Raw genomic sequence first — 23,747 nt, 5'->3', positions numbered from 1 at the left:
GACGTGCTCGCGCTCAGCCGCGGCCGGCCAGCGAGGTGACCTTGTCGGCCGCCTCGTTGAACGTCTGCGTCACGTCGCCCTGACCGCTGATCACCGACTTCGTGTACGCGTCGCGCAGCGTCTGCAGCATCTCGACCGTGTTCGCCCCGCCCGGCACCTCCACGGTGCGCGACGCCAGGTCGCCGAACTGCTTGTACGACGGGTTCTTGGTGAAGTAGTCGGCGTACGTGCTCGACAGGTCCTTGCGGATCGGCATCTGGCCGGTCTTGGTCAGCAGTGCGGAGTCCTGCTCCGCGCTCGTCGCGAACTTGAGCACGTCCCACGCCGTGCCCTGGTTCTTGCAGGCGCTGAACAGGCCGATGTTCTTGGCGTCGCTGAAGGTGTGGATGTCGCCGATCGGCATGCCGGTCGAGGTGGGGACCGGGACGGCGCCCCAGTTGACCTTGCCCTTGTAGACCGCGACGGCCCACGGGCCGACGATCGACATCGCCGCGACCTTGGAGGCGAAGGCGTCGCCCTGCACCGCCTCCTTGCCGGCCAGGCCCTCGGCGTAGATCGTCTTCCAGAAGTTCGCGACCGCGATCCCCTGCGGGTCGTTGAAGGTCGCCTTGCCGTCGGCCACGATCTGCTTGCCGCCCGACTCCGCGGAGTAGAGCGGGATGAAGTCGAACTGGCTCTGGTAGAACTCGCTCGTCGGCGCCGGGTTGATCGCGTACTTCGCTGCTCCCGAGGACTTGATCTTGCGCGCCGCGTCGAGGAACTGGTCGTACGTCGCCAGCTGCGGGTTGTCCGGGTCGAGCCCGGCCTTCTTGAACAGGTCCTTGTTGTAGAAGATCATCACCGGGTTCGACTTCCACGGCAGCTGGTAGAAGCCGCCGTCGCTGCTCTGGTACTGCTTCGCGACGTCGCCCGAGCGGTCGGTGATGTAGGACGACCCGTCGGGGAAGCTCGCGAGGTTGACCAGGCCGCCCTGGCGCTGGAACTGCCCGACGGCCGAGGGCGCGGTGTTGAAGACGAGGCAGGGCGCCGTGCCGGCGGTGATCGCGGCGCCGATCACCTCCTCGCTGCTCTTGCCGGCCGGGATCTCCTGGCCCGTGACCTGCTGGTCGGCGTGCGCGGAGTTCCAGGAGGCGACCATCGCCTTGCCCCAGGCCACCTCCTGCTCGTTGTTGGAGTACCAGACGGTGATCGGTCCGCGCGCCGTGCGGGCGGCGTCCTGGGCCTCACCGCCCCCGCCGCCCCCGCCTCCTCCGCAGGCGGTCAGGGTCAGGCCGAGGACGGTCGTGGCGGCGAGCAGACGGGCGGTGCGACGGTGCACGGGATCTCCTGTGGTGGGGTGCGGGTGGGTCCTCGGTCCGTCGAGGTCTGGAGCCGTCCGACGGACCGGGAGGGGTCAGCGGTCCGGGGCGGGGCCGGTGGAACGACGGGGGACGAGCTCGGCGGGAGGCAGCTCGACGTCGGGCGCGTGGCCCGAGGTGGCCAGCTCGAGCAGGGTGCGCGCCGCGGCGGCGCCCCACTGCTCGGGGTCGGAGCGGATGGTCGTGAGGGCCGGGTGGGTGTGCCGACCGATCTCCGTGCCGTCGAACCCGACGACCGACATCGCGTCGGGCACCCGGACGCCCGAGCCCTGCAGCACGCCGAGGCCGGCGACCGCCATCGGGTCGTTGGCGTAGACGATCGCGGTGGGCCGGTCGCCCCCGAGCAGCGCGGCGGTCGCCGCCGCACCGCCCGCCATCGTGAAGTCGGTGTCGACGACGGCGGTCGGGGTCAGCCCGTGCCCCGCCACGGCCTCCTCGAACGCCTGCCGCCGGTGCCGGGCGTGCTGCAGCGCGGGGTCGCCGCCGACGTACGCGACCCGGCGGTGGCCGAGGTCGACGAGATGGCGCACGGCGGCCGTCACGCCCGGACGGTCGTCGAGCACGACCGCGGGGAGGGAGCCCGGCTCCTCGAGGCGACCGACGAGCACGCCCGGCAGCCCGAGCCCGGCGAGCAGTCCGACGCGGTCGTCGCCGTGGCGGAGGTCGTTGAGGAAGACGCCGTCGACGCGTCGGTCGGCGGCGAAGGAGCGGTACGCACGCTCCTCGGCCTCCGCGGTCGCCACGACGCTCAGCACGAGGACCCGGCCCTCGGGCGAGAGCACGGACTCGATGCCGGCCATGAAGGCGGGGTAGAAGGGGTCGGCCGCGACGATGCGGGGGTCGCGGCGCAGCACCAGCCCGAGCGCGTACGTCGTTCGCGTCGACAGCCGGCGGGCCTGCAGGTTGGGGCGCCAGCCGAGGCGGTCGGCGGCGTCGCGCACCCGGGCCCGGGTCGCGTCCGCGACGCCCGGGCGGTCGTTGATGACCAGCGACACCAGGCCCTTGGACACCCCGGCCTCGCGCGCGACGTCCACGATCGTCGGCGCACCGGGCGTCGAGCTCTTCGTACGTGGCATGGGGCGACCCTCGTCGGTCAGGATGGTCGAGGCCGTGACTGAACCGGTTTAGGCGGAACGTAGTCCGTCGCTTCGAGCGAGGTCAAGACCTGCAGGAGCAACGATCTGGTCTCCTCGCGCGTTGACCCCACGGGGCCTCCTGCACCCGCCTCGAGCAGGCCGGTCGCAGCCTGGTTGCGTCCCCGCCTTGTCCTCGGCGTGCAGGGATGCCATGATTGGCATCGCTGTTAGCAGTTCTTGAGCCGTGGTACGTGCTACGCCCTTTTGATCTCGCGAGGGCGGTGGGCCGAGGCCGGCCGCCCGACAGCATCACGAGACCGCGAGGTGCGGTCCGAGAGCTCAGGGAGATTTACATGGCACAGGGAACCGTCAAGTGGTTCAACGCTGAGAAGGGCTTCGGCTTCATCGCCGTCGACGGCGGCGGGCCGGACGTGTTCGTGCACTACAGCGCGATCCAGACGTCGGGCTTCCGCTCGCTCGACGAGGGCCAGCGGGTCGAGTTCCAGACCACGCAGGGTCCGAAGGGCCCGCAGGCGGGTCCGAAGGGCCCGCAGGCCGACCAGGTCGTCGCGATCTGAGGCTGCCCAGCCCGCAAGACCAGCAAGACTGAGAAGGAGCGTCGACCGTCACGGTCGGCGCTCCTTCGCCTTTCCCGGGATGGTGGCGTCTCTCAGCAGGGTGCTGACGTCTCGACACCCTCTAGTACATTGCCGACCTCGAGGCGCGGCTGAGGTCGCACGTCAGGCCAGCACTTCAGGGAGCACATGCGATGCCTAGCCCGGCCCCGACCGCGCTGATCTCCTGGGCTCACGACCCTGATTTCGGAGTCGAGAGCGACCAGTGGCTGGGGGAGGTGCTTCAGCTGACCGTCAACCTGCGCCACTTCGGTGTGGATGCGGACGTCGACCTCTTCCACTACTCCGAGCCGGGCGTGGTGTGGACCCAGTGGGGTCCGAGCCGGATTCGGGAGTGCGACTTCACGCTGGCGATCGTCAATCGAGCCTGGAGAGAGCGCTTCGAGGGGACCAACTCGCCGACCCGTGGGGCTGGCGCGGCCGCTGAGGCGAACACGCTGCTCGGTCTCTTCGAGAAGGACCAGCACGACTTCCGTAGGCGCCTGCTCGTGGTGGTTCTTCCTGGCGCCGATCGTGGGGACATCCCCGCACAGCTGATGGGTCAGCAACGGTTCGTCCTCAAGGACTTGACCTTCGACGCGATGACGCCGCTGCTCCGCCTGCTCCACGGCGGCGAGGAGTTCCGGATGCCGGACCTCGGGTCGGTCCCCGATCTGCCGGCGCGCCGGATCGCGGCGATGGACGATGCGCTTGGGACTCCAAGTCGGCACGAGACTGTGGCGGGCGTGCCGGACGACGGGCAGCTCGTGGTCCAGGAGCAGCTTGCGCGGAACTCGACTGCCGGCGCTGTTCGGCAGCTTCTCTCTGAGTTCGCGTCTTGGCCGATGACCCAAGTGCGCGGAACCCGCCACCGGGGTGACGGCCCTCGCTCGGGTGACGACTTCACCGGCTACCTGCGGCTCCTTGTCGACGGCAAGACCGTCGGTTACCTCTACGCCAACACCGGACGGCTCAACCCGAAGGTGGCGGAGAGCGCCATCGTCGACACCCTGCGCGACAAGTCGCGCGCACGCCGGGTCAGGTCGAGCAGCGCTTCTCATCAGGTGGCCATCGACGTGGTGGACGAGGAGTCGGCCCGTCAGGCGCTCGCGATCCTGCGCGGGACTGTCGCCGCGAGGTCTTGATCGAGCTGGTCGCCACCATCGAGCTCAGAGCCAGCGGCCGGCCGGTCCGAACTCGATCACCTCGACCGAGGGCTGCCCGCTCGGTGCGACGAAGGCGAAGCGTGGCGCCGCCACCGGCGTCGGAGCCGCGGCGACGTCGGGAACCAGGGCGGCCGGTACCTGCGCCTCCGCCCGGCGCACGTCGACCACCAGCCGCTCGTAGGCGAGCCGGTTGCCGACCTGCCGGGTCGCCGACATCCACTCGTCGTCGAGCAGCAGCCGCCGCACACGTTCGAGGTCGGTGCGCAGCCGTCCGAGCCGCTCGACCGCCCAGCGCTGCAGGGTCGCGGGGTCGGGTTCCTCGTCCACGACGAGCTGGCCCCAGATCCGCAGGCCGAACCGACGCGCGTACGGGCGAATCCGTTCCCACGCCCACGGGCGGCTGATCAACCACACGGCGACCGGCAGGCACAGCACGACCACGAACGTCACGGCGTCACCGGCGTGCTGCATCAGAAGTCCTCGGCTCTGAGGTCGTGTCCAGGGTCGTACCCCGTCCTCACAGCCTGAACCCGACCCGGTCGGCGGGCAAGCAGGCAGGCTCGCCGCAGCGGTCGTCACCGAGCGTTCACGCGGGGACGCCAGGATGGACGACGTGGCCGGACCCACCCTCGCCCGACGGCTCGGCACCGGCGACGCCGTCGTCGTCGGGCTGTGCGCGATGGTCGGCGCGGGCGTGTTCGTGGCCTTCGTCCCCGCGGCCCGCGCGGCGGGTGCAGGGCTGCTGGTCGGGCTCGCGGTCGCCGCCGTCGTCGCCTTCTGCAACGCCGTCGCCTCGGCCCAGCTCGCGATGTCCTACCCGTCGTCAGGCGGCACGTACCTCTTCGGCCGCCGCGTGCTCGGCCCCTGGTGGGGCTTCACCGCCGGCTGGGGCTTCGTCGTCGGCAAGACCGCCTCCTGCGCGGCGATGGCCCTGACCTTCGCCGCGTACGCGCTGCCCGCCGCACCGCCCTGGTGGAGCCGCGGCCTCGCCGTGCTCGCCGTCGTCGTGCTCACGCTGGCCAACCTCCGCGGCGTGACCCGGACCGCGCAGGTGGCCAGGGTGCTGCTCGCGACGACGCTGCTCACGCTCGCGCTGGCCGTCGGCGTCGGGCTGGCCGCCGGCGTACGCGCGGCCGACCCGTGGAGCGGCCTCGACGCCCCGACCGGCGGTGTGCTCGGGGTGCTGCAGGCGGCGGGGCTGCTGTTCTTCGCGTTCGCCGGGTACGCGCGGATCACCACGCTCGCCGAGGAGGTGCGCCGCCCGGAGATGCTCGGCCGCGCGGTGCTCGTTGCCCTCGGGATCGCCGTCGTCGTGTACGCGGTTGTCGCCGTGGTCCTGCTGCTGGTCCTCGGTCCTGCGCTGGGGGATGAGTCGGCCCCGGTGGTCGCGCTCGTCCAGGCCGCGGGAGCGGGGTGGGCGTCACCGGTCGTGCGGGTCGGGGCAGCGGCCGCGTCGCTCGGTGCGCTGCTGGCCCTGCTCGCCGGGGTCGGGCGTACGACCCTGGCCATGGCGCGCGAGCGCGACCTGCCGCGCACCCTCGCCTCGGTGGACCCGGTTCACCAGGTGCCCGACCACGCCCAGCTGGCGATCGGCGCCGGGATCGTGCTGCTCGTGTGCCTGGCCGACGTGCGGCAGGCGATCGGGTTCAGCTCGTTCGGCGTCCTCGTCTACTACGCCGTCGCCAACCTGTCGGCGTTCCGGCAGCCGGCCGAGCAGCGCCGCTGGCCGCGGGCGGTGAACGTGGTCGGGCTCCTGGGCTGCCTCGTGCTGTCGGTGAGGCTGCCGCTTACGTCGGTCATCGCCGGTGGCGCCGTGCTCGCGTTCGGGATCGTCGGGCGGGCGGTGGTGCTGCGGCGCCGCGGAACCTGAGGCCTTCGGCCTCTTGCGGCGCCCGCCAGGCCGCGTCACCATGCCGCTCGTGGACCAGGTCGGTACGCAACGCGCTCCTCGTACGGTGCTGACGCACGTGATCGGCGGGCTCGCCCTCGCCGCGACCGTCGCGCTGTCGCCCTTCTTCTTCGCGTCCGGACTGATGGCGCCCGGCTGGGCGGTCGTGGCGTTCGTCGCGGTCTGGCTCGCGCTCGTCCTCCTCGGCGCGCTGTGGGTCCGGCGCAGGCCGCTCTGGGTGGTGCCCATCCCCTTCGCCGCCGTGCTCATCTGGCTCGGCGGCATGAGCGCCGGGGGAGCGTGGCTGGGCTGGACGCCATAGCACGATCACGTCGGGCCGCCGTCAGGTGCGGCCTGTGCCCCAGGCTGGGAGAAGGTGGGGTTGATCGAGTGAGCCAACGTGCGGATGACAACACCCAGCTCGGCAGGACAACAAGCGGGGTTGGCCAAGGGTCGCCGCACCTCCTAGGCTCGCGGCGTGCAGGAGTTCCTTCCCTTCGAGGCGTGTCGCAATCGAACGGAAGCTCGAGCTGCTAAGCTCCCTGGCATGGCTCCGGCGTTCAAGTTCGTGGACCTCTTCGCTGGCATCGGTGGCTTCCATGCCGCCCTCAGCCACGCCGGCGGGCAGTGCGTCTTCGTCTCCGAGATCGACGAGCAGGCCATGGCGACCTACAAGCACAACTGGGTCGAGGGTCACGACCCGCAGCCCGTCCTCAACTCCGACATCACCACGGCCGCGAACGACGTGGCCGTCGACGTTCCCGAGCACGACGTGCTGACGGCTGGGTTCCCGTGCCAGCCCTTCTCGAAGTCCGGCTTCCAGCGCGGCATGGACGAGGCGCGAGGAACGCTGTTCTGGAACATCGCCAAGATCCTCGAGAAGCGTCGCCCTTCGGTGGTGCTGCTGGAGAACGTGCGGAACATCGCTGGTCCGCGTCACCGGCACGAGTGGGACGTCATCATCAAGACGCTTCGTGAGCTCGGCTACCGGGTCTCCAGCTCGCCGACGGTGTTCTCGCCGCACCTTCTCCCGCCCCACCTCGGCGGCACGCCGCAGGTCCGCGACCGCGTCTTCATCGTCGGGACGCACGTCGGCCCCGTGCGGGCGATGCAGGAGACCGAGATCGGCCCGACGGTGCTGCGCGCGCCCGTCGACGGCTGGGACCCCTCCCGCTGGGACGTCGAGTGGGTGCTCGACGACGACAGCACCATCGCGGACCTCGACCGCTACCGGTTGAACGCCGTCGAGCGGGAGTGGGTGCAGACCTGGGACGACCTGGTCCGTGCTCATTGGGACAGTCGTGGGCATCGCCTGCCGGGATTTCCACTCTGGTCCGACCTGTGGCAGCCGGGTGCTGAGCCCGGGGAGGACGAGCTGGCGCTCATGCCCGTGTGGAAGGCCGACTTCACGCGGAAGAACCTTGCCTTCTACGCGGGTAACCGGGCACTGATCGACCTCTGGCGCAGCACGCACCCTGCGCTCGCGTCCTTTCCCGCCACTCGCCGCAAGCTGGAGTGGCAGGCCCAGGACTCGCGCTCGCTCTGGGACACGGTCATGCACTTCCGCCCCTCGGGCATCCGCGCGAAGGCCGCCACCTACCTGCCGGCGCTCGTCGCGATCACTCAGACATCGATCGTCGGTTCTCGGAAGCGTCGGCTGACTCCGCACGAGGCGGCCCGGTTGCAGGGTCTGCCGCGATCCTTCGAGTTCAACAACCGGCGCGAGGCCTCGTCCTACAAGCAGGTGGGCAACGGCGTGGCCGTTGGTGCGGCGTGGCACGTGTTGCGGAGCCACGTCGAGGCAGACGCCCGCTCGGCGCGTCCCCAGGTGTCGGAGCGGGTGCGTCAGGCGATGCTCGGTGCTGACCTCAACCCCTGCGGGGACGTGCTCAATCCGGCGGCGAGGGAGGGTCAGCCGGAGCCCCAGCCCGCGATCGCGCTCTAGACGGAGCGCGCTCGGCGGCTAGCCGGTCGAGCTCCGCCTCGACCAAGTCCGCCGCCTCGGCGGCGGGGACGTGCTCCCAGATTCTGAGGACCCCCCAGCTCTCGTTCGCGAGGTGCTCGTCTGTGTCACGGTCGCGGCCCTGGTTTGCGGCAAGCTTCACGACCCACCAGGCGTTGTTGTGCGTCGGCATGGTGCCGTGCTCAGGGCAACCGTGCCAGAAGCAGCCATCGACGAACACCGCCAACCTCGCTTTCGTGAAGGCGATGTCGATGGTTCGCCGGTTCCGTCCAGGAACTCGGACGAAGACGCGGTACCGACGACCGCGTCTGTGTAGTTCGTGACGAACAGCGAGTTCTGGACCGGTGTCCTTGCGAGCCGCCTTCGACATCCGCTCTGAAATGGTGTCGCTCGTAGTTCCCGGATGGGTAGGAACGTTGAAAGTTTTTCCGGCATGGGTGTTCAAGGCTCTCCTGAGGTTTCTCTCAAACCGGCGTACTCTCGGCCAGTAGACTCCGGAGAGTTGGCCTGACAATTGTGCTGCCTAAGCCCCGAATTGGCTAGCGCTTCGAGAAGGAAAGGCCGTTAATACTTGCGGCTCTTGCCGCGCCATGGATCGGATGAGGGCTCCCTTTAGTCGGTGTAGCCCCTCGTTCTCCTTAGCCGACGAAGTGCTCGACGGCTCGCATAACGGCCTCAAGGCCTACTTTCGTGACAGTTCCGCCGTTGCTCTCATGGTGTGCGTTCCAGGTCAGTCCCGCGGCCTCGACGATCTGACGAGCCATGTCAGGCTTAGTGAGCCGCCTGTCGAGGCCCAGGCCAAGTCGCTCGTTGACGATCTCGAAGATTTCCCGCGGCTCCGTCGACCCAGTAGACATCTTCGGCGCCTCGACTCCGAGTATGGATGCGATGTTCCGGACGATGTCGGCCTTGGTCGTCATAGTTCGCCCGCCTTGAGGTGCACTCTAAGCGCAGAAGCCGTCTCTGTCGCCCAACGAACTTCGCGGTCCTCCGAGCCTCGACTCAACAACTCCATCAGACGAATCCGGTCCAAGACCATGACGACCGTGGTTAGTTGTCGCCAATCTGGACCCGCGGATCGAATGGTCCCTGGAATCACAAGTAGGCTAAGGGGATCACTGTCCATCGCGAGCCAACTGGCCCACAGGCGTAGGTCGATGTCCGTAGTCTTCGTGAAGGCTTCCGCTTGGATCGTGCACTGCGCGAGTGCAAGCGGAAATCCTGGGCGGCGATCTGCGAACTGTCGCCACGCCACGACGTCAACGCCGCCATCCTTCCGTCGCGGAGGCCTGTAACCTCGGCCCGCCTCTAGCCCGATTTTGCCGGCAAGCCACAGGACAGCCTGATCGAAAGGTTCGGGGCGACCATGTTTCGAAGGGTAGCCGAAGGAGAGTGCTATACCGCCGAGGCCCCAGAAATTTGCGAGCGCAGCTTCCGCGATCTCCTCCAAAAGGTTGCCCATTGCCGCCGTTTCCTGCGCTCTGACGGTTTGACGTGCAACGGAACCCGGTGTCAGGAAAAGTAGAGCAGAGTATCGGTCAGCATGGACACTCTTCTGTCGAAGTACCGCAAGATCGCTCACCCTGAATGGGTAGGAATCACCCAGTACCTTCGCCCGCTTGGCCATCGTATCGATGGCCATCGCGACCTTCATGGCCGAGGCCCCCACCTCTGAGGCGGCAAGGTCGTCCAGCCTGTCTCGACCTAAGTGGCCCGACGAACTGACAAGCACGCTCGTTTCGATCCAGTCCGCGATGGCCTCGGTACTTGAAACCTCTAGGTCAACCATCAATTATCGCTCTGCGTCCGCCCCGGCGTCTTCGAGTGTCGATCGGATGCTACCCACGAGCGACTCGATGTCGTCGACCAAATCTCGGATTTCCTTGTCGAGCCCGAACTCCGCCACGTCGCTGCTGGCCGCGGTCAGTGAGCTCCTCGCCGCCGTCAGTTTAAGCGTCAAGGCCTTGAGGGGATCAAGCCCCTTCTCCTGGATGCGCTGCTTGGCCTCCTCGAGAGTTTTACCGTCCCGAAGTGCTTCGAGGCCTACCTCGGAGGCGACCGCGTTGCCGAGTTGCGAGATCTGTCGCGAGTCAGAGATGAGCGATTCGTGCTCTTCGTCGCCGAACACCCACCGGATTACTTCCCTGAGTTCATCAGCCTTATCTACGGGGATCGGATCCTTTCCGATCACGGTTTGTGACCCGAGCGGAGCACCCACGTGGTTCCGAATCTTGGTGCTGCCCATGGCCACGGTCAAGAGCGAGAATGCGCTTTCGACCTGGGACGTCTCGAGTCCGATAGTCGAAGCCTGAGCCAGAACGGCCTGGTCGCGGTACAGGTCGGCAGCCTTGCTCTTCGGGATACCAATGAGATCAGCAACTTCTTGGAGGGTCCTACCCTCAGCCACTCGCGCAGCGATGTACTTCGCCTGCATGAAGGGGCGCCATGGAAGTTTTCCAACTACGTGGACTCGGGCTACTTCCGCGTGGGTTGTAGCTCGAGATTTGTGCATCACTACAGGAATGAGGGCGGAAGGACTGATTGTGCGCTTGGCCGCAAGCCGATCCCACCGATCGGGTGTTGCGAACTCGGCGCGAATCTTCGGATAGGCAAGGCCCACCAGCGCGGTCAGGCGACGGTTCCCCTCGACGACGATCCACGCACCCTCCTCGTCCTGGCTTGGGACGACGATGAGCGGCTCCGCGTTGAAAAAACCTAGCTCGGCGATGGACTGGGCTACTGGGTACGCCTCGAATCCCATTTCCAGCAGAGTCGCGAGTTCCGCAGTGTCCGTTGTCCGGTGCGTCTCCGGAATCCGTGGATTCTCCGGGTCGAGTCGCAACCTCTCGAGTGGAACTGTGCCAGACCTACCGGCGCTCGTCGGCAATGTCTCAGACATCTGACTCCTTTCGGACTACGAGACCAGCGCCAGGGTAGATGGCGAGTGCCAGTAGCTCGCCTTCATTTTCATGTCCTCGTACTTGCGTGCGGTGTACTTGTACGATTATTTGGTCTGGCTCTTGTTCGACATTCTCTACGAAACGATCCCCTGGATAGAAGTCGCCGTTAGACTGTGGCTTCAAGTCACGACCTTGGAATAGGTTGACGAATCCGACGTCATCTAGCCAGCGGCGCTTACGAGGCTTGCCGCCATCCTCCATGAGCATGACTGTCGCCCTCTTCACGTGCGCGAACCGCCGGGCTACGGCGTCAACGAGTTCCTCGTGCAGCCACCCAGGGCTATAACTTGGTCGAGCCCAGCCATTCAATAAGTGTTCGAGCGTCTTCATCGAATCGACATGAATCGTTCTGAAGCCGAGCCTGCCCTGTGACAACGGCCGAGCACGCATCAATCCGACTTGCTCTAGGAGGGCTTGGTTGTGCTGCGTGTCGTCAGTAAGTCTCGACGGCATGCGCATCTGGTGCCAGCCTAGTTTCATGGTCGACAGTGCGCTCGTAACGCTCGACCTGGTAGGCGTCATTCCTTCAGGCAGCAACAGGCCAATCTCGGCGGCCCAGGTATGTACTGAGCCACCGCTCTCAACGTGGTCGCGAAGGCGGGCTCGGAGGTCTTCCTCGGTATGAACGACCTCCGTGAGAGAGCGGATTGTTTTCTTGCTGGCGAAGAACTGGCAGTAGGGCAGGAGATCGGCGCGATACCCGAATGCACGAGCTCGTTGCTCGAGAGTGTCGACTTGCGGACTAGCAGGTCGATTCATGTAGGTGACGGTCAGCCCTTCTACTGTGAACCCTCGATCTAGTTTGTTTCCTCCGACAAGGATGTGAATGGGAGAGACGTGCCAATCTACTTTGTTCACATCTGCAGCGCTGTTCACTAGCCATGTCATAGCCTCGGAGATGACGACCTTGAGTTTAGAAGCGAAGGTAGAGTCGTCTGTGTCCTGCGCCCCATGCGCAACGATTCTTTGACGCTCCTCGATTATTGATTCGGGGACCGTCGTGATGTCGCCTGCGACGACTGATTTCTTCCACTGTTCGAGCTGGCGGCGGATGAGAAACTCGTACCGCGCCTGGACGTCATTGCGAGCAGTTGAATGCACGAGCATGCTTATAGGTGGGCTCGCGGTCCCATGATGCAGGAGCAGCGCGGAGCCTGCTAGGAAAGCGGACACCGCTTGAAAGAGGCTTTTCTGCATCTGGAGCGGAGGCGTCTTGGAAGCTTGTTCGTCGAGCAGCGGCACGTTCCGAATAACTCGGTCGGCGTTGTCTATAAAGAATTGTTTGCCGCCCGTATAGCCCTTCCCCGGGACGAGGAACTCGACGTGCTGGGGGCTGAGGAGATCGGCTGCGTCCAAAAGCAAGGGGGCGTAGGGGGTGGCCGTGTACTGAACGTACAAGTGATTCGGCACAGCATTTCGAAGGTCTCGAATGGCCGAATACGTTCTGCTCTCTGCGTCCTTGCTCGTATTCAAGGATGCCTGGTCAGCCTCGTCGTCTATGATAAGGACCCGTAGATCATCCGGAATCTTCTCGAGTTGCTTCGCAACTGCTCGAATGCGCCCTGCATGCTTCAGAACAGGAACAAGGCACACGCGACCCATCTCGACGAACTTGCGCAACTTCTTCCCGGACGCCTCGGTTGCCGGGTTGGTCTCGCTGATCCACACGTAGTCAGATCTTGTTGTGATGCCTAACGAGCCTTCAAGGCGACTGCTGTTCTGATCGAGGAGCAGGTTGGTCGAGCCCAGAAGCGCGACGATCAACTGGTATCCCGCGTCCGCTGCGGCTGCTGCAAGGGCAGTGATCGACGTGGTCTTACCAGACTGGACGTAGCCAAGGGCGAGGGAAGTCGTTTGCGATGCGACTCCTTCTGAGGGTCCCTGCTTTAAGATCTCGCTTACGGAGCTCCACATTCCGTTGCGTGTGTTCTCGTCGATGGATTTCGCAAGTATGCCGTCCAGTCTGGCCGTTTCGGTCATCTCGTTACCCCTTCAGCGCTAACGCGCGTCTCTTGAGTTCTGTCCAGGAGCCGAACCGGTTGCGTAGCGTCTGAGCAGAGGGGCCGTCCGGCGCATTCTGCCTCCTCCAGTCGTCGAACCGATGGGCGGAATTGGGCGATTGCGGATCTAGAAGGTAGGTAAGAACTATCTTCAAGAGGTCTTCATCGCTCCACTTAGATTCGTAATTGCGATTTGGTCGCTCGCCCGAGACGACCCCGGCTTCTGCGCACGCGGCCGACCAACTGCCAAATCGTTGTCCGATTCTTGGTACCGAGGGTCCAACGACTTGACCGACCCGAATTAATTCACGATAGGCTGTCGTCGTCAGGGGGAACTCATACGTGGATGCTTCTTGCAAAGCCGCAAGGATTTCTGCGTCTGTCCAGCGGCTTGTTATCTTTCCAGTCCCCCACAAGCGGAGGTGTGAGAGGTCACGAGGCCAGGATCTCCAAACGTCAGCCGCATCGAGTCCGGTTAACTCCGCGACCTCTTCTGCCGACATCGGTTTGCTGTCCTTCAGTGCGGCGCGAATTTCGGATGTGGCGGCCGCATCCCGATCGACCTGGGTGAGCCTGACTTGTGTCGCTCGAAGATTACGCACTTCCTTAGCACTGGGCCCCCCGTGCTGCTTGAGGATTTGCCGGACTCGCTCTCGCGTGAGGTCGAACTCGAGGCCGATCTCGTCCAGAGTCTGACCCTGCAGCCGTCGTCTTAACATTTCTTCTACGCGCGATGGAGCAGAAGGTACCGAAGGTGCCTGACCGTGCGCCTCCCATGCGTAGGCATCGCCGTGCGACTTGATTAACTGGCTCTCTTCCTTCAGCAGCTTCTCCAGGCTGGCGCGAACGTCTGACTCACTCGGAACGAACTTGACCGAGTCGAAGACCTCTATGAAGATCTGGGTGAGCGACACTGGCTGTCCGGCGTGCGCGACCACCACGTCTCGACAAACGTCGTAGACCTTCTGTCGCTGGACACTGGGGTCGTCGTCGCGAGCGCTAGGTCGGATGGATCTTGCGATCCGCAGTCGATCATCTCGGCATGCTCGGCACACGCCGTGACGGGCGCCAGCCTTTCGGCTGATTGTCGGGAAGGCTGTCGCGGGCTTGGCCTGGCCGCACGGCCCTGAGCACTCTCGGACGGCAGTCAGGGACTCCGGGTAGAAGAGGTTTGCGGAGAGCGCACTGGTGTTGCCCTGCTGTGCGTGGGTCACCCAACCACCTCCCTACTCGTACCGCGTCGGACCACTGTTCGTCACAGTAGTGGTCGCTGAAGACGGATGCCTTGAAGTCGGGAAGTTGGCCAGCAGTATCTGCGAATGCAAGGCGCTACATGATCCCCTTAAGAGGCTTTAGGCGCATACCACGGGGCTGTGAGGAAGCCCGGGGAAGGTTCTCGCAGTGGAGCCTAGGGGACTCGAACCCCTAACCCCCTGCTTGCAAAGCAGGTGCGCTACCAATTGCGCCAAGGCCCCTCACCGGCTGGGCCGGACGCCCGATCGTACGCCGGTCGGGCGGTCGGGGGCGACCGCGAGCAGGAGCGCCGGTCGACGGAGGCGACCTGACCGCGTCGAAGCGGTCGGATGGCCTCCGATCCGGGCGGACGACCGCAGGGGCTCGCGATTGGTGCGGATCGTGCCGCGACTACGCGGCAGGATCCGCACCGATGAGGCCCGCCAGGCCGAAGCCGCACCGGCAAGCACCGACGAGCCCGCCCCTGAACTGAGCCTGTGACAGTCCGCGCAGGAAGTCGCCTGTGTCAGGACCACGACCTAGGCTGGAACCCATGTGGTCGCAGCGCGAGGTGATCGACTACGCCTTGCAGCGGCGTCGGACGCTGGAGGGGCTCAAGCGCCCCGGCAAGCGGCTGGCCAAGCTCGACGCGTGCGACGCGGACCCCATGCTGCTGCGGGCGGCGAAGTACCACGGGGAGCAGGCCAAGGTGCCGTGCCCGGTGTGCGAGTCGCCCGAGATGTACAACCTCAGCTACACCTTCGGTGAGCAGCTCGGCCAGTACTCGGGGCGGATCAAGCCCCCGGCCGAGCTCGAGGAGATGGCGCACCAGTACGGCGAGTTCAAGGTCGTGGTCGTCGAGGTCTGCCTGCGCTGCAGCTGGAACCACATGATCGTCTCCTACCTCCTGGGCGACGGGGTGAAGCGCAAGCCACCTCGCCGCCAGCAGACCGTCGAGGACATCTATGGCTGACCCCGCCTCCTGGGGCCCTGTCGCGAAGCACCCGGCCGGCGCACCCAAGCGCGGCAGCGCTCGCTGGTTCAAGCGGGTCGCGGGCGCGATCGCCATTCTGGTCGCGCTCTGCGTCGTCGCCGGCGCCGGGGCCGTGGCGTACGGCTACAGCACGACCGAGCTGCCGAACCCCAACAAGGACTTCGAGACGGCGACGACGTTCGTCTACTGGGGCGACGGCAAGAGCGAGATGGGCAACTTCGCCATCCAGAACCGCCAGCCGCTCGACTTCGACCAGATGCCCGACAGCATCAAGCAGGCGGTCGTGGCGGCGGAGAACCGCACCTTCTGGACCGACAAGGGCGTCTCGCTCAGGGGCCTGGCCCGCTCGGCCTGGGTCATCGCCCGCGGCGGCAGCCTCCAGGGCGGGTCGACGATCACCCAGCAGTACATCAAGATCCTCTACCTCAACAGCGAGCAGACGATCAGCCGCAAGTACCGCGAGCTGTTCCTCGCCTACAAGCTGAGCCAGCAGAAGAGCAAGGAGCAGATCCTCCAGGGCTACCTGAACACGATCTACTTCGGCCACGGCGCGTACGGCATCCAAGCCGCGAGCGAGGCCTACTTCAAGGTCGACGCCAAGAAGCTGACGGTGCCCCAGGCGGCGGTGCTGGCCAGCGTGATCAACAACCCGACGGCGTTCGACCCGGACGACGAGGACAACCGTCCCCGGCTGCTCGACCGCTACCGCTACGTCATCTCCTCGATGGCGCAGACCGGCGACATCACCGCGGAGCAGGCGGCGAAGTACAGCCGCGGCCTGCCCAAGTTCCCCAAGGTCAAGACGTCGGAGCGCTACGGCGGCCCGAACGGCTTCCTGCTCAAGATGGTCGAGCAGGAGCTGTCCACGGCCGGCTTCAGCTCCAGCGACGTCCAGGGCGGCGGCCTCCGGGTGACGACGACCTTCGACGAGGACGACCAGAAGGCCGCGATCAAGGCGGCCCAGGACACCTCGGAGCAGGCCGCGAAGGCGTCCGGCGAGAAGGAGTCGGGCCTGCACGCGGCCGTCGCCAGCGTCGACGTGAACTCGGGCAACGTCCTCGCGCTCTACGGCGGCCCGGACTTCGTCGAGAACTCCCGGAACTGGGCCACGACCGCTCGGCCGACGGCCTCGACGTTCAAGGCCTACACACTGGCCGCGGGCCTCGAGAACGGCTTCAGCCTGCGGTCCCGCTTCCACGGCAGCACCTGGTACATCCCGGGCGACAAGACCCCGGTGCGCAACGAGTACGGGCGGAGCTACGGCCCGAGCGTCGACCTCACCTACGCCACGGCGGAGTCCATCAACACCGCCTTCGTCGACCTGATCCGGCAGCTGCCCGACGGCAAGGACAAGACGCTGGAGATCGCCGAGAAGGCGGGGGCACCCAAGACCCGCGGCTGGGACACGGCGGAGCGCAACATCCCGATCGGGACGCCCGAGGTCAGCCCGCTCAACACGGCCAGCGCGTACGCCTCCTTCGCCAACGGCGGCGTCCACGTCGCCCCGCACGTGGTCAAGGAGGTCAAGGACGCCGAGGGCAACGTGCTCTACAAGGCCGACCCGGCCAAGGACCGCGTGGTCAGCGGGGACGTGGCCGACGACGTCACGTTCGCGCTGTCGAGCGTCGTCGAGTCCGGCACCGGGCGGACCGTGTCGGCGCTCGGCCGACCCGTGGCCGCCAAGACCGGCACCAACGGCGTCGACCTGGCCAACGGCGACAACATCGTCAACTCGTCGTGGTTCGTCGGCTACACGCCGCAGATCTCGACGGCGGTCATGTACGTGGCGGGCAAGACCGGCAGCGCGAGCCTCGATCCGTACCGGCGACCGGGCGACTCGACGTTCTTCGGGGCGACCTACCCCGCGCAGACGTGGCTGGACTACATGCAGACGGCGACCGACGGACAGGACGTCGAGAAGTTCGACCCGCCGGCGTACGTGAACTCCTACTCCCAGCCGACCTACACCCCGGCCCCGCAGCCGACGCAGACCGAGACGACCGCCCCGACGTCGCCCGCGACGCCGACCCAGGAGCCGACGCAGAAGCCGAGCCAGACGCCCCGCCCGACGCCGTCGGAGTCGCGCCGGCCGACCCCGGGGGCCAGCGGGAGCCCGCGGCGCTGAGGCCCGCCGCGCTGACGGCTCAGCCGCCGAGCTGGGACAGCTGCTCGGCGGAGGGGGCGAAGAAGATCGTGCCCGTCGTCGCCGTCGAGACGTCGAGGATGCGGTCGTACATCCCGAGCGGGTCGCCGAGGAACATCCGCCGCAGCATCGTCAGGGTGACGGTCACATTGCCGGCGTAGCCGATGAAGTAGGTGCCGAACTCGCCGGACCCGGCGCGGCCGAAGGGCATGTTGTCGCGCAGGATCGCGCGCTCCACGCCGCCGACCTCGAGGGTGGCGAGGGTCTTGTGCGCCTTCTGCCCGGTCTCGGCGTCGGGGTGCTCGGTGTTGTCGGCCTTGTCGCGCCCGACGATCTCCGACTGGAGGTCCGCGCCGTACGAGGCCCAGGTCGCGAGGTCGTGGAGGTACTTCTGCACGACGACGTAGCTGCCGCCGGCGAATTCCGGGTCCTCGTCGCCGATGAGCGCCGCCTCGGTGAGCTCGCGCCCGACGGGGTTGGCGGTGCCGTCGACGAAGCCGAGCAGGTCGCGCGCGTCGAAGTAGCGGAACGCCGGCGTCTCGTCGCCCACGGTGACGCTGCTGCCGAAGGCGTCCATGACGATGCGGACGAACTCGAAGCAGAGGTCGCTGCGCTCGGCCCGGACGTGCAGCAGCAGGTCGCCGGGCGTCGACGGGGCCACGTGCTGGGCCGTCTCGATGCGCGGGAACCGCCGCAGCTGCTGCGGGCGGTGCCCGGGGGACATCCGGTCCCACGCGTCGCTGCCGATGCCGACGACGCACGACAGGCGCGCGGACAGGTCGCGGAACCCGACCGTCTTGAGCAGGTCGTCGATCCCGGCGATGGTGTCGCGCGCGGTCGCGAGGTCGTCGTCGCCGGGGCCGATCTCCAGCACCAGGAACGTGGCGAACTGGCTCAGCGTCGCCTCGATGGTCTGCGCCGCGATCGGCACGCGGTCCCAGCCGCCCGTCGTCATGGCCGGAAGTCAAGCAGACCGACAGGTGCCGCTGGTAGGTTCTCGCGGTGCCCCAGGCGCCCGTGACCCCCGACGCGGCCCCCGGGCGGACCCGAGAGCCGAGGGACCGGCACGCCGAGCTCCAGCCGGCGCGGACCGACCCCTTCGTCGCCGAGATGGCGCAGCGCATCGGGGGACCGCTCGGCCGCCACGCGACGCTCGTGCGCGACGTCTGGAACCCGGCCCGCGTCCTCCTCGTCGTCGCGTCGCTGACCTACCTGGCCGGGATGGTGTTCCGCCTGCCGTGCCGGATCACCGTGGCGGGCCAGGCGCCGGACGCGTTCCGCCGGCTCTGCTACTCCGACATCGGCCTGCTCTACGGCGACCGCGGGCTGCTGCAGGGCAACACGCCCTACCTCGACTCCGGCCCGTACCAGGTGCTCGAGTACCCGGTGCTCACCGGCTGGTTCCTCGAGCTCGAGCGCCGCATCACGGTGCTGCTTGGGGCGCCGAGCGGCGACGGGCTGAGCGCGCAGCAGGCGGTCGACGCGACGCTGCGCTTCTTCGACGTCAACCAGGTGCTGCTCGGGGCGCTGTTCCTCGTCGCCGTGTGGGCGCAGGTCCGCACCGTTCCGGGGCGGCCGTGGGACGCGACGATGCTCGCCGCCGCGCCGACCGTCGCCGCGGCCGCGCTCGTCAACTGGGACCTGCTCGCCGTCGCCCTGACCGCCACCGGTGTGCTGGCGTGGAGCCGGCGCCGTCCGGGGCTCGGCGGCGTGCTGCTCGGGCTCGGCATGGCCGCCAAGCTCTACCCGGCGCTGCTGCTGGGGCCGCTGCTGCTGCTCTGCCTGCGCTCGGCGCGGATGCGGGCGTACGGGCGGCTGGTCGTCGGGTTCGTCGTCGCATGGCTGGTCGTGAACCTGCCCGTCCTCGTGCTCGCGCCCGACGCGTGGCTCGACTTCTGGACGTTCAACGCCGACCGCAGCGGCGACTTCGGCTCGATCTGGTACGTCTTCTCCCTCGCGGGGCACCCGGTGGGGGACCTCAACGCGGTGAGCGCCGGGCTGTTCGCGCTCGGCTGCGTGCTGATCGGGCTGCTGATCGTCCTCGCGCCACGGCGGCCGCGGTTCGGGGCGATGGCGTTCCTCGTCGTGGCCGCGTTCCTGATGACGAACAAGGTCTACTCGCCCCAGTACGTGCTGTGGCTGCTGCCGTTCGTCGTGCTGGCGCGGCCGCGCTGGCGCGACTGGTGGGTGTTCACGGCGGGCGAGCTCTTCTACTTCGTCGCGATCTGGTGGCACCTCGGCGGCGAGCTGAGCCCGGGCGACGGCGGGTCCGACCGCGTCTACTGGCTCGCCGTGCTCGCCCGGCTCGCGACGCAGGGCTGGGTCGTGGCGATGGTCGTCCGCGACGCCCTGCGGCCGGAGCACGACCCGGTGCGGGCCCCTTCGACAGGCTCAGGGAGCGTGCTCGACGACCCGACCGGCGGGGTGCTCGACGGCGCCGCGGACGCGCCGTGGCGGACGCGCCTCCTGAGCGCGGTGGGCAGGCGGGCATGACCCTCCGACAGGCTCAGGGAACGGGGCCGACGACCCGTGCGCGGCCGACGACCCCTGTGCAGCCGAGCGGCGGACGTCTGGTCGTCCAGGCCTGGCTCGCGAGCCGGGCGCTGATCGCGCTCGTGGCCGTGGTGCTGGCGGTCACGACCGGTCGCACGGTCACCGACATGGTGAGCAACTGGGACGTGCAGCACTTCGGGCGCCTCGCCGAGGGCGGCTACTGGGCCGACGCGGACGGGACGCTGATGGCGTTCTTCCCCGGCTTCCCGGGGCTGCTCGCGCTCGGCCTCGCCGTCGGGGTGCCCGTGGCCGTCACCGGCGTGGTCGTGTCGCTGGCCTGCTCGGCGGTCGCGGCCGGCGCCCTCCACCGGCTCGGCGGTCCCGCCGCTGCGGTGGCGTGGCTGTTCGCGCCGACTGCCGTCTTCACCGTCGTCCCGTACACGGAGTCGATGTTCTGCGCGGCCGCCTTCTGGGCCTGGGAGCGGGCCCGCGCGGACCGATGGGTCGCCGCCGTGCTGCTGGCCGCCGTCGCCTGCTCCGTCCGCGTGTCAGGGCTGTTCCTCATCGGCGCGCTGGCCGTGATGATCCTGACGACCCCGAAGGTGGCGCTCCCCGACCGGGCCAAGAGGCTTGCGCTGCTGCTCGTCCCGGTCGCGGTCATCGCGGTGTTCGCGACCTACCTGCACGCGCTCACCGGCAGCTGGACGGCCTGGTACCACGCGCAGTCGACCGGCTGGGTCCGCTCGTTCACGTGGCCCTGGCAGTCGTTCCTCAACACGATCCCGGCGATCGTCCCCGGCGCGTACGCCGACCACCCCTGGTGGGCGGCCGTGTTTCGCGGCGAGATGGTGTCGATGGCGGTCGGCGTGCTGGTCGTCGTGTGGGCGCTCGTCCGCAGCGTCCGGCTGCGGCGGGCCGGGGAACGCCCGCTGCTCGGCGAGGCGGCGTGGGTCGGCGTGCAGGTGCTCGCGTTCTCGCTGTCGTACTGGTTCTTCTCCGTCAACCGCGCGACGCTGCTCTGGTTCCCGCTGTGGATCATGCTCGCCGAGTGGGCCCGGCGCCGACCGCGCACGCATGGGGCCCGGGTGGCGCACCGCAGCCTCGTCGGCGTCGCGTTCGGGCTCGAGGTCGTGCTGATGCTGTGGTGGTGCTGGCTGTTCTTCACCGGCCACTGGGCCAGCTGAGCCGTCCGGCACACCTCGGAGGAGGCGCACGGGGAGGTCGCCCGAGGCCTACGATCCGTCCCGTGGCGACCCGGGTCCTCGTCCTCAGCGCCAGCATCGGCGCGGGCCACACGATGGCCGCGGACGCCGTGGCGGCGGCGTTCCGGTCGCGGCACGACGTCGACGAGGTCGCGCAGCTCGACGTCATGCGGACGACGAACGAGGTCTACCGCCTGCTCTACGACGACGGCTACTTCGCGCTCGTCAAGAGCGTGCCCTGGATCGTCGGGTGGGGCTACGACAAGAGCGACCAGCCCTTCAACCTCGCGCGCGGGCTCAAGGCCTGGGACCGCGTCAACAACCTCGACACCGTGCGGGCGATCCGGGAGTTCGCGCCGACCCACGTGGTCTGCACCCACTTCCTGCCGCTGCGGATCGTGTCGCTGCTGCTGTCGCAGGGGACGCTGTCCTGCTCGGTGAGCGCCGTGACGACCGACTACGACTTCCAGGGCCTGTGGCTCACGGGGGCGTTCACGCGGATGTTCGTGGCGCGCGAGGAGACGCGCGACCACCTGCTGGCCATCGGCGTCCCGGAACGACGCGTCACCGTCTCGGGCATCCCCGTCCGCGCCGGTCTCGACGCGCCCGTCGACCGCGCGGCGGTGCTCGGGCGCTACGGCCTCCGCGAGGGCCTGCCGACCGTGCTGGTGTCGGCCGGCGCGGCGGGCGGCGACTACGTGCGGGCGGTCGTCGGGCAGGTCCAGCGGGTCCCCACCCCGCACCAGACGCTCGTCGTCTGCGGGCGCAACGCCGGCCTGCGCGCCTCCCTCGACGCCCAGACCGCCGGCGACCCGTGCGTGCAGGTCCTCGGCTACACGAGCGACATGGGCGACCTGCTGCGGGCCACGGACCTCTTCGTCGGCAAGCCCGGCGGCCTGTCGTCCTCGGAGTGCATGGCCGCGGGCCTGCCGATGGTGCTGATCAACCCCATCCCGGGCCAGGAGGTGCGCAACAGCGACTACCTGCTCGAGGAGGGCGCGGCGGTCCGCTGCAACTACGAGACGACCGTCGGCAGCAAGATCGAGCGGCTGCTCGCCGAGCCCGGCCGGCTGCCGGCGATGGCGGCGGCCGCGCGACGGATCGGCCACCCCCGCGCCGCGCAGACGATCGCGTACGACGTCCTCCACGACGCCGACCAGTCGCTGTGGATCACGCGGTCCGCGCAGAAGGCGATGCTGCGGGTCGCGGAGGCCGGGCACCCGCTGGAGGACGCCGGCCCGCGGCGGACGCTGGCGATCCTCGCCGACGCCCGGACGAGCATGCCCGTGGCCGTCGTCACCGACGACGAGGTGCGCCGGGTCGACGAGCTCTTCGACAGCCAGCTGCGCGACGGCGAGGACGTCGAGGTCGCCCTCGACCAGCTGTCGCGGCAGGACCGGCTCAAGATCCGCGTCCGCCCCAAGACCGACCCGCACCTGCTGCTCGTGCTGCGCCGCCTCATCGGCGACCGGGCCGGCGTACGGCTGAACGTCGAGCGGACGGCCGGCGTCTGACGAGCCTCAGCGCGAGGCGGCCGTCTCGGCCGCCGCGGCCCGCTCGGCCGCCCGAGCGTCGCGGGCCTGCTGCTCGAGCACGCGCGGAGGCACCACGAGCTCCCGTTCGCCCGTCGGCCGGAAGTCGAGACGCTCCAGCCCGAGCCCGTGCAGCACCGCGCGTTCGACGGGCGACAGCTCGTCCTCCTCGGCCCGGTCGAAGCGCATCGGCGCCCGGAGGGCGACGGGCGGGTTGGTGATCAGCCGCCCGTCCTTGATCACGTTCTGCGAGGTCGCGTGCAGCACGTACGGGTGCAGCAGCACGACGTCGCCCGCCTCACCCGTCAGCTCGCGGAAGTCGGTGCACCGGGACACCAGCTCGGCGAAGTCGAAGTCCGTGGGCAGGACGCCCTCGGGGTGCTCGGCCAGGTGGCGGGCGACGACCGGGACGGAGTCGGCCGCGATGAAGGTGCCTCCGCCCTGGTGGTGCATGTCGGTCCAGAGCACGATGGTCAGCAGGCCCTGCTCGGGTGAGTCGAGGAAGTGGCGGAAGAAGTCGCCGTCCTTGTGCCAGCCCCCGACCTCGGCCGACGGCGGCTCCCACGCGCGGTCGTCGCCGACCCCGAGGTTCGCGATGAACCCGTCGCCCCACCGCCAGGGCAGGTCGATCCGGTCCTCGCCCCCGAGCAGCTGGACGGCCGCGGCCCAGGCCCTGGGCGCGAAGTCGCGCGCGTCCACCGAGTCCTGCGTGGACAGCTGGATCCGCTTCTCGACCCACTGGTCCGGAGCGTCGCGGTCGTAGCCGAACCGGACCCAGGCGCGCGCGATCCACTCCTGAGCCGAGGCGGGGTCGAAGCAGTTCTTCACCACGACGTAGCCGTGGCGGACGAAGTGGTCGACCTCGTCCTGGGTCAGCTGCTGGGGGGTCACGGGAGCTCCTTGCGGTCCGGGCGCTGGTCGGGGTGGGGGACTTCGACCTCGAGCCCGGCTCCCGGGCCGGGCGGCGGCTGGTCGAGCTCGCAGGCCCCGGGCCCATCTTCGCCGCGAGCCACCAGCTGGCGCTGGGAGGGACGCTCGTGGTCCGCGACAGCACCGCAGCGCCCAGGCCGGCGTGCGAGCGCCCGTCCGCCCGGGAGCACCCCCGGCGCGCTCGATAGGTTCTCC

21 protein-coding genes and 1 tRNA gene are annotated in these 23,747 nt (G+C 68.3%); 10 read left to right on the top strand and 12 right to left on the bottom strand.

What is annotated here, in order from left to right:
* Positions 1–13: 13 nt before the first annotated feature.
* Positions 14–1,318 carry an extracellular solute-binding protein gene (locus BMY04_RS03255; protein WP_170853963.1) on the bottom strand — a complete coding sequence of 435 codons (1,305 nt, stop codon included), beginning with the start codon at positions 1,316–1,318 and terminating at the stop codon, positions 14–16.
* Between the two features lie 75 nt (positions 1,319–1,393).
* The gene (locus tag BMY04_RS03250) at positions 1,394–2,434 is read right to left on the bottom strand and encodes a LacI family DNA-binding transcriptional regulator (RefSeq protein WP_091177638.1); all 1,041 of its coding nucleotides are present in this window, start codon (positions 2,432–2,434) and stop codon (positions 1,394–1,396) included.
* A gap of 353 nt (positions 2,435–2,787) precedes the next feature.
* Between BMY04_RS03250 and BMY04_RS03245 the strand changes: the two genes are divergently transcribed.
* Together BMY04_RS03245 and BMY04_RS03240 are read left to right on the top strand one after the other, a co-directional pair.
* The gene (locus tag BMY04_RS03245; RefSeq protein ID WP_091177637.1) at positions 2,788–3,012 is read left to right on the top strand and encodes a cold-shock protein; all 225 of its coding nucleotides are present in this window, start codon (positions 2,788–2,790) and stop codon (positions 3,010–3,012) included.
* A gap of 191 nt (positions 3,013–3,203) precedes the next feature.
* Positions 3,204–4,193 carry a hypothetical protein gene (locus BMY04_RS03240; RefSeq protein WP_091177636.1) on the top strand — a complete coding sequence of 330 codons (990 nt, stop codon included), beginning with the start codon at positions 3,204–3,206 and terminating at the stop codon, positions 4,191–4,193.
* Positions 4,194–4,217: 24 nt separating this feature from the next.
* Here BMY04_RS03240 and BMY04_RS03235 read toward each other — a convergent pair whose 3' ends face one another.
* Positions 4,218–4,685 carry a hypothetical protein gene (locus BMY04_RS03235; protein WP_091177635.1) on the bottom strand — a complete coding sequence of 156 codons (468 nt, stop codon included), beginning with the start codon at positions 4,683–4,685 and terminating at the stop codon, positions 4,218–4,220.
* Positions 4,686–4,827: 142 nt separating this feature from the next.
* Here BMY04_RS03235 and BMY04_RS03230 point away from each other — a divergent pair, with 142 nt between their 5' ends.
* The 3 genes from BMY04_RS03230 (at position 4,828) to BMY04_RS03220 (ending at position 8,047) form a co-directional block, all read left to right on the top strand.
* Positions 4,828–6,084: an APC family permease gene (locus BMY04_RS03230; RefSeq protein WP_408630432.1), complete on the top strand. Its 1,257-nt coding sequence runs from the start codon at positions 4,828–4,830 to the stop codon at positions 6,082–6,084.
* A gap of 49 nt (positions 6,085–6,133) precedes the next feature.
* A complete protein-coding gene (locus BMY04_RS03225; protein ID WP_232506064.1) occupies positions 6,134–6,424 on the top strand; it encodes a hypothetical protein in 291 nt (96 codons plus the stop codon).
* Positions 6,425–6,580: 156 nt separating this feature from the next.
* A complete protein-coding gene (locus BMY04_RS03220; RefSeq protein WP_232506063.1) occupies positions 6,581–8,047 on the top strand; it encodes a DNA cytosine methyltransferase in 1,467 nt (488 codons plus the stop codon).
* Here BMY04_RS03220 and BMY04_RS03215 read toward each other — a convergent pair.
* From BMY04_RS03215 to BMY04_RS03190, 7 genes are all read right to left on the bottom strand, one after another.
* Positions 7,992–8,510: a very short patch repair endonuclease gene (locus BMY04_RS03215; protein ID WP_269766187.1), complete on the bottom strand. Its 519-nt coding sequence runs from the start codon at positions 8,508–8,510 to the stop codon at positions 7,992–7,994. The genes BMY04_RS03220 and BMY04_RS03215 overlap by 56 nt on opposite strands.
* A 193-nt stretch (positions 8,511–8,703) precedes the next feature.
* Positions 8,704–8,985, bottom strand: a complete 282-nt coding sequence (locus BMY04_RS03210; RefSeq protein WP_091177630.1) for a hypothetical protein — start codon at positions 8,983–8,985, stop codon at positions 8,704–8,706.
* On the bottom strand, positions 8,982–9,854 hold the full coding sequence (locus BMY04_RS22235) for a hypothetical protein (protein ID WP_139209726.1): 873 nt from the start codon (positions 9,852–9,854) through the stop codon (positions 8,982–8,984). The genes BMY04_RS03210 and BMY04_RS22235 overlap by 4 nt, the downstream gene beginning before the upstream one ends.
* A 3-nt stretch (positions 9,855–9,857) precedes the next feature.
* Positions 9,858–10,964, bottom strand: a complete 1,107-nt coding sequence (locus tag BMY04_RS22230; RefSeq protein ID WP_139209725.1) for a hypothetical protein — start codon at positions 10,962–10,964, stop codon at positions 9,858–9,860.
* Positions 10,957–13,005, bottom strand: a complete 2,049-nt coding sequence (locus BMY04_RS03200) for a Z1 domain-containing protein (protein WP_091177628.1) — start codon at positions 13,003–13,005, stop codon at positions 10,957–10,959. The genes BMY04_RS22230 and BMY04_RS03200 overlap by 8 nt, the downstream gene beginning before the upstream one ends.
* A gap of 4 nt (positions 13,006–13,009) precedes the next feature.
* Entirely contained in the window at positions 13,010–13,966 is a 957-nt protein-coding gene (locus BMY04_RS03195; RefSeq protein WP_091177627.1) for a sigma factor-like helix-turn-helix DNA-binding protein, read from the bottom strand.
* 461 nt (positions 13,967–14,427) lie between these two features.
* A tRNA-Ala gene (locus BMY04_RS03190) sits at positions 14,428–14,500 on the bottom strand.
* A 311-nt stretch (positions 14,501–14,811) separates the two neighbouring features.
* Between BMY04_RS03190 and BMY04_RS03185 the strand changes: the two genes are divergently transcribed.
* A complete protein-coding gene (locus BMY04_RS03185) occupies positions 14,812–15,231 on the top strand; it encodes a DUF5318 family protein (RefSeq protein WP_091177626.1) in 420 nt (139 codons plus the stop codon).
* Entirely contained in the window at positions 15,224–17,377 is a 2,154-nt protein-coding gene (locus tag BMY04_RS03180; protein ID WP_091177625.1) for a transglycosylase domain-containing protein, read from the top strand. The genes BMY04_RS03185 and BMY04_RS03180 overlap by 8 nt, the downstream gene beginning before the upstream one ends.
* Before the next feature lie 19 nt (positions 17,378–17,396).
* Here BMY04_RS03180 and BMY04_RS03175 read toward each other — a convergent pair whose 3' ends face one another.
* The gene (locus tag BMY04_RS03175) at positions 17,397–18,350 is read right to left on the bottom strand and encodes a Dyp-type peroxidase (RefSeq protein ID WP_091177624.1); all 954 of its coding nucleotides are present in this window, start codon (positions 18,348–18,350) and stop codon (positions 17,397–17,399) included.
* A gap of 47 nt (positions 18,351–18,397) precedes the next feature.
* On the opposite strand from BMY04_RS03175, the gene BMY04_RS03170 reads away from it, so the two are divergent.
* From BMY04_RS03170 to BMY04_RS03160, 3 genes are all read left to right on the top strand, one after another.
* Entirely contained in the window at positions 18,398–19,888 is a 1,491-nt protein-coding gene (locus BMY04_RS03170) for a glycosyltransferase family 87 protein (RefSeq protein ID WP_232506062.1), read from the top strand.
* A complete protein-coding gene (locus BMY04_RS03165) occupies positions 19,885–21,072 on the top strand; it encodes a hypothetical protein (protein ID WP_232506061.1) in 1,188 nt (395 codons plus the stop codon). Before BMY04_RS03170 ends, BMY04_RS03165 begins: the two co-directional genes overlap by 4 nt.
* 62 nt (positions 21,073–21,134) lie before the next feature.
* Positions 21,135–22,604, top strand: coding sequence for an MGDG synthase family glycosyltransferase (locus BMY04_RS03160; protein ID WP_091177622.1), 1,470 nt, complete (start codon positions 21,135–21,137; stop codon positions 22,602–22,604).
* 6 nt (positions 22,605–22,610) lie between these two features.
* On the opposite strand, the gene BMY04_RS03155 is transcribed toward BMY04_RS03160, so the two are convergent.
* Positions 22,611–23,513: a phytanoyl-CoA dioxygenase family protein gene (locus BMY04_RS03155; protein ID WP_091177621.1), complete on the bottom strand. Its 903-nt coding sequence runs from the start codon at positions 23,511–23,513 to the stop codon at positions 22,611–22,613.
* Between the last annotated feature and the right edge of the window lie 234 nt (positions 23,514–23,747).

It is taken from the genome of Microlunatus flavus, assembly GCF_900110855.1.
In the GTDB taxonomy this organism is placed as follows: Bacteria; Actinomycetota; Actinomycetes; order Propionibacteriales; family Propionibacteriaceae; genus Microlunatus; species Microlunatus flavus.
Note: the sequence above shows the minus strand (reverse complement) of the source record. Positions and strands in the feature narration are given on the sequence as shown.

What these genes read in the sequence shown, in the direction of transcription:
- BMY04_RS03250 (WP_091177638.1), bottom strand. Translation starts at nt 2,434, where the DNA reads ATGCCACGTACGAAGAGCTCGACGCCCGGTGCGCCGACGATCGTGGAC.
- BMY04_RS03245 (WP_091177637.1), top strand. Translation starts at nt 2,788, where the DNA reads ATGGCACAGGGAACCGTCAAGTGGTTCAACGCTGAGAAGGGCTTCGGC.
- BMY04_RS03240 (WP_091177636.1), top strand. Translation starts at nt 3,204, where the DNA reads ATGCCTAGCCCGGCCCCGACCGCGCTGATCTCCTGGGCTCACGACCCT.
- BMY04_RS03235 (WP_091177635.1), bottom strand. Translation starts at nt 4,685, where the DNA reads ATGCAGCACGCCGGTGACGCCGTGACGTTCGTGGTCGTGCTGTGCCTG.
- BMY04_RS03210 (WP_091177630.1), bottom strand. Translation starts at nt 8,985, where the DNA reads ATGACGACCAAGGCCGACATCGTCCGGAACATCGCATCCATACTCGGA.
- BMY04_RS22235 (WP_139209726.1), bottom strand. Translation starts at nt 9,854, where the DNA reads ATGGTTGACCTAGAGGTTTCAAGTACCGAGGCCATCGCGGACTGGATC.
- BMY04_RS22230 (WP_139209725.1), bottom strand. Translation starts at nt 10,964, where the DNA reads ATGTCTGAGACATTGCCGACGAGCGCCGGTAGGTCTGGCACAGTTCCA.
- BMY04_RS03200 (WP_091177628.1), bottom strand. Translation starts at nt 13,005, where the DNA reads ATGACCGAAACGGCCAGACTGGACGGCATACTTGCGAAATCCATCGAC.
- BMY04_RS03185 (WP_091177626.1), top strand. Translation starts at nt 14,812, where the DNA reads ATGTGGTCGCAGCGCGAGGTGATCGACTACGCCTTGCAGCGGCGTCGG.
- BMY04_RS03180 (WP_091177625.1), top strand. Translation starts at nt 15,224, where the DNA reads ATGGCTGACCCCGCCTCCTGGGGCCCTGTCGCGAAGCACCCGGCCGGC.
- BMY04_RS03175 (WP_091177624.1), bottom strand. Translation starts at nt 18,350, where the DNA reads ATGACGACGGGCGGCTGGGACCGCGTGCCGATCGCGGCGCAGACCATC.
- BMY04_RS03165 (WP_232506061.1), top strand. Translation starts at nt 19,885, where the DNA reads ATGACCCTCCGACAGGCTCAGGGAACGGGGCCGACGACCCGTGCGCGG.